This is a genomic window from Castellaniella sp. (assembly GCF_034007085.1).
Classification (GTDB): Bacteria; Pseudomonadota; Gammaproteobacteria; order Burkholderiales; family Burkholderiaceae_B; genus Castellaniella.
Genome location: NZ_JAVERO010000140.1, coordinates 1 through 5,088 on the forward strand (window position 1 = coordinate 1; position 5,088 = coordinate 5,088).

Consider the following 5,088-nt stretch of genomic DNA (forward strand, 5'->3'; position numbering starts at 1 on the left):
GCGGATCGGACTGGCCACCAGTGGCACCGTGCCCGTTTCGGGATGCGGCATGTCGATGCGCAAGCCGCGTGCGCGCACCTGGGCATCGTCGAACACCTGCTCGATCGCATTGATCGGCCCACAGGGTACGGCACGGGATTCCAGCGCCGCAACCCAATCCGAGGTGGTGCGCGCCGTCGTCAGATGCCGCAGAATGGGGATCAGTTCGGCGCGATTTTCCACCCGCGCCCGATTGGTGGCAAAGCGCACGTCCTGCGCCAGGTCGGGACGGCCGGCTTCCTCGCAGAAGCGGGCGAACTGACCGTCATTGCCGATTGCCAGGATCATGTGGCCATCGGCCGTAGGAAAGTCCTGATAGGGCACGATGCTGGGATGCGCGTTGCCCAGCCGCCCGGGGCTGCGGCCTGTGGCCAGGTAGTTCATGGCCTGGTTCGCCAGGCAGGCGACCTGCACGTCCAGCAGCGCCATGTCCACATGCTGCCCGACCCCGGTGTGCTCGCGTGCCGCCAGCGCGGCCTGAATCGCGTTGGCGGCGTACAGGCCGGTCAGGATATCGGTCAAGGCCACCCCGACTTTCATCGGCCCGCCCCCCGGTTCGTCATCGGGCCGGCCGGTGACGCTCATCAGGCCGCCCAGGCCCTGCACCAGGAAATCGTATCCCGCACGCGCGGCGTAAGGTCCCGTCTGGCCGAATCCGGTAATGGAGCAATACACCAGGCGCGGGTTGAGCGCATGCAGGCTGGCATAGTCCAGACCGTAGCGCGCCAGGCCACCCGACTTGAAATTTTCCACCAGCACGTCGGACTGGCACACGAGCCGACGGATCAGATCCTGGCCCTCTGGGGTGGCCATGTCCACCGTCACCGAGCGCTTGTTGCGGTTGGCGCACAGATAATAGGCCGCAATGCGCGATTCCCCGCCCTGGGCATCCGGCATCCACGGCGGCCCCCAGCCGCGCGTGTCGTCGCCCGCACCGGGCCGTTCGATCTTGATCACATCCGCGCCCAGGTCCCCCAGGATCTGCGTGGCCCAGGGGCCGGCGAGAATGCGCGACAGATCCAGGACGCGGATGTGCGACAGTGCGCCCCGGGGCGCGGCCCCGGGTACGGCGGTTTCTTGCGCCATGACCGGCCTCCTCAGTTGGCGAAGGCAGCGATACCGGTGATGGCCCGCCCCAGGATCAGGGCATGCACATCGTGCGTACCCTCGTAGGTATTGACGACTTCCAGGTTGACCAGGTGGCGGGCGACGCAGAATTCATCGGAAATGCCGTTGCCGCCCAGCATGTCGCGCGCCGTGCGGGCGATGTCCAGGGCCTTGCCGCAGGAATTGCGCTTGATGATGGAGGTGATCTCGACCGGCGCCAGGCCCTCGTCCTTGAGACGGCCGACGCGCAGCACGGCCTGCAGACCCAGCGTGATCTCGGTCAGCATGTCGGCCAGCTTTTTCTGGATCAATTGATTGGCGGCCAGGGGACGGCCGAACTGCTTGCGATCCAGCACATACTGGCGCGCGGTTTCGTAGCAGGCCTCGGCGGCACCCAGCGCACCCCAGGCAATGCCATAGCGCGCCGAATTCAGGCAGGTGAAAGGCCCTTTCAGACCGCGCACATCCGGAAAGGCGTTCTCTTCCGGGACAAAGACATCATCGAGCACGATCTCGCCCGTGATCGAGGCGCGCAGGCCGACTTTGCCATGGATGGCCGGCGCCGACAGACCTTTCCAGCCTTTTTCCAGGATGAAGCCACGGATGTCGCCAGATTCGTCCTTGGCCCAGACGACGAACACATCGGCAATCGGGCTGTTGGTGATCCAGGTCTTGGCCCCGGTCAGGCTGTAGCCGCCCGGCACTTTCTTTGCCCGTGTGGCCATGGAACCCGGATCCGAACCATGGTCGGGTTCGGTCAGGCCAAAGCAGCCGATCGATTCGCCCGAGGCCAGCTTCGGCAGGTATTTCTGTTTCTGCGCCTCGGTGCCGAAGGCGTGGATGGGCACCATGACCAGCGAGCTTTGCACGCTCATCATCGAACGGTAGCCGGAATCCACACGCTCGACCTCGCGGGCGATCAAGCCATAGCAGACATAGTTCATGCCCGCGCCGCCGTACTGCTCGGGAATGGTCGCCCCCAGCAGGCCCAGTTCGCCCATCTCGCGGAAAATCGCCGGATCGGTCTTCTCGTGACGAAAGGCTTCCTGCACGCGCGGCAGCAGACTGCCCTGGGCATAGGCGCGCGCGGCATCACGCACCATGCGCTCGGTATCGTTGATCTGCTGGTCCAGCAGCAGGGGGTCGAGCCATTCGAACTGGGGACGGGAAGCGGACATGAGGGGTCTCCGAACAAATATAAACAGAATCCACAAACAGGATCAGTGATATTGACGCATACTATATGGATAACCCATGCGAGACAAACGATATAAACTGCACTATCAGTGATTTTTACTCACTCCGTAATGCGTAAACGACTGCCCAGCACCCAGGCCCTGCAGGCCTTCGAAGCCGCCGCCCGACACGAAAGCTTCACCCGCGCCGCACAGGAACTGTCCCTGACCCAGGGCGCGATCTGCCGCCAGGTCGCGGGCCTGGAGGCCCTGGTCGGCGTACCGCTGTTCCAGCGTGTACGCCGGGGAGTGCGCCTGACTGATGCGGGCGAACGCTACAGCCGGCTGGTGCGCCGTCAGCTGGATGCGCTCGAACGCGACACCCAGGCCATCATGGCCCATCAGGGCGGCGGTGTGCTGGAACTGGCGGTAGTGCCGACCTTTGCCACCCGCTGGCTGCTGCCGCGCCTGGCGACCCTGCATGTCGAACGGCCAGGGCTGCAAGTCAACATGGCCACCCGCACCCATCCTTTTCTGTTCGAAGACACAGAGTTCGATGCCGCCATCTATTCTGGCGACCCGCGCTGGCCCGGCACCCAGGCCCATTTCCTGATGCGCGAAAATCCGGTGCCGGTCTGCAGCCCGACGCTGGCGCGTGGCCCGCTGGATGCCGCCCGCATCGCCGCCCTGCCCCTGCTGCAGCAAAGCACCCGGCCCACGGCCTGGCGCGAATGGTTCGCCTCGGCGGGCGTGAGCGTGCCCGCCGCCATGGCAGGCATGCGGCTGGAACTGTTTTCCATGCTGTCCCAGGCAGCCGGCGACGGCCTGGGCGTAGCCCTGATCCCGCCCTTTCTGATCCAGCGGGAACTGGCCCAGGGGACCCTGGCCGTGCTGAATCCGCACAGCGGCCCCGGCCAGCGGGCCTTTCACCTGATCATCCCCGAGCGCAAGGCCACGCTGCCCGCATTGATGCATTTCCGGGACTGGCTGGTCGATCAAGCTGGGGCCAGGCATGCCATGGCCCCAGCAGGCCATGGCATGCCTGGCGAATCGACGCCGCTTGCACGCAGTGCCGCAGAGGGATGACGAGGGCTGCTCACAACGCCTTTGCCGCATCCTCCAGAGACTGCGTGAAGCGATCCGCCAGGGTTTCAACCTGGGCCTCGGTGATGATCAATGGCGGGCAGAAGGCCAGGCTGTCCTGGATGCCGCGCAGGATCAGGCCGTTGTCCTGAGCCAGCCGGGCGACCTGCGCGCCGGCCTTGCCCAGCGGATCAAAGGCCGCGCGCGAGGCCTTGTCGGCCACCAGTTCGACCGCCGCAATCAGCCCCACGCCCCGGACCTCGCCCACCAGGGGATGGTCCGCCAGTTCCCGCAGCCGGCGCTGCAGCACAGCCCCTGCGGCGGCGGCATTGTCCACCAGCCCACGTTCCTCGATGATGCGGATGTTCTCCAGCGCCACGGCGGCCGCCACCGGGTGGCCGCTGGCGGTGTAGCCGTGCCCGAAGGTACCCAATTCGCCGCTGTGGCGAGTGATCACGGACGCCACGCGTTCGTTCATCAGCACCGCCGCCAGCGGCTGATACGAAGAGGTCAATTGCTTGGACAGGGTCATGAAATCCGGCTCGATGCCAAACAGGTCCGAAGCGAACATCCGGCCCGTGCGCCCGAAGCCCGTGATGACCTCATCGGCGATCAGCAGCACATCGTATTTGCGGCACACTGCCTGCATCTTCGGCCAGTAGGTCTCGGGCGGCACGACCACCCCACCCGCGCCCATGACCGGTTCGCCGATGAAGGCCGCGACTGTTTCCGGGCCTTCCGCCAGGATCAGGGCCTCCAGTTCGGCGGCCAGGCGGTCGGCAAACGCCAGTTCGGTTTCACCCGGCTGGCCTTCGCGGTACCAATGAGGACAGCGTGTGTGCAGAATGCGCGGCAGAGGCAGGTCGAAGCTGCGATGGTTACCCGCCAGGCCGGTCAGGCTGGCCGAAGCCACCGTCACGCCGTGGTAGCCGCGCTGCCGGGCGATGATTTTCTTCTTGTCCGGGCGGCCCAGGGCATTGTTGTAATACCAGACCATCTTGACGATGGTGTCGTTGGCCTCGGATCCAGAATTGGTGAAGAACGCCTGGGCCATGCGTCCGCCAGTCAGGCCGATCAGTTTTTCGGCCAACTGGATCGAAGGCACGTTGGCCTTGTGGCTGAAGGTGTGGTAGAAGGGCAGCCGCTGCATCTGCTCGTACGCGACCTGGGCCAGCCGGGGTTCGCTGAAGCCCACCGCCACGCTCCACAGCCCCGCCATGCCCTCGATGTATTCCTTGCCGTTGGTGTCGTAGACATAGATCCCGTTGCCGCGATCCATGATGCAGGGGCCGATGTCCCGATGCTGGGCTGCATTGGTGTAGGCATGCAATTGGTAGGCCACGTCGCTGCGGGCCAGGGTGTCGCTCATCGTCATATCAGGATTTCCTTTTGGTTCCGTTCGTCAAAAATCGATTGCCTGCGCGACGCATCAGACGTAACAGCGAATCACGCGGGCCAGCACCTCGAAAGCTGGCCGGATCTCTTCGGGGGTCGCCCCCGCATAACCCAGCAGCAGGCCGGGCCGGGCATGCGCCCGGTCCATGTAATACGTGCTCAGTGAGCGGGTCACCACCCCCTGCCGCAAGGCGTCCCGTTCGACCGTCACATCGTCCACACCATCGGGCAGCGCCAGAATCAGGTGCAGGCCGGCGTCATCGCCCACGATGTCCAGCGTGTCGCCAAA

At 65.2% G+C, this 5,088-nt stretch carries 4 protein-coding genes and 1 pseudogene; 1 reads left to right on the top strand and 4 read right to left on the bottom strand.

Going from position 1 to position 5,088, the window contains the following annotated elements; genetic code table 11:
- The coding region (locus RBR29_RS10370) for a CaiB/BaiF CoA-transferase family protein (RefSeq protein ID WP_320349068.1) at positions 1-1,125 on the bottom strand (1,125 nt) is incomplete at its 3' end.
- Between the two features lie 11 nt (positions 1,126-1,136).
- Positions 1,137-2,324: an acyl-CoA dehydrogenase gene (locus RBR29_RS10375; RefSeq protein WP_320349069.1), complete on the bottom strand. Its 1,188-nt coding sequence runs from the start codon at positions 2,322-2,324 to the stop codon at positions 1,137-1,139.
- 129 nt (positions 2,325-2,453) lie between these two features.
- On the opposite strand from RBR29_RS10375, the gene RBR29_RS10380 reads away from it, so the two are divergent.
- Positions 2,454-3,407: a LysR family transcriptional regulator gene (locus RBR29_RS10380; RefSeq protein ID WP_320349071.1), complete on the top strand. Its 954-nt coding sequence runs from the start codon at positions 2,454-2,456 to the stop codon at positions 3,405-3,407.
- A 10-nt stretch (positions 3,408-3,417) separates the two neighbouring features.
- On the opposite strand, the gene RBR29_RS10385 is transcribed toward RBR29_RS10380, so the two are convergent.
- Complete coding sequence (locus tag RBR29_RS10385; RefSeq protein ID WP_320349072.1) at positions 3,418-4,779, bottom strand: aspartate aminotransferase family protein; 1,362 nt, start codon at positions 4,777-4,779, stop codon at positions 3,418-3,420.
- Between the two features lie 54 nt (positions 4,780-4,833).
- Positions 4,834-5,088: pseudogene (locus RBR29_RS10390) on the bottom strand (PLP-dependent aminotransferase family protein); the annotation flags it as partial.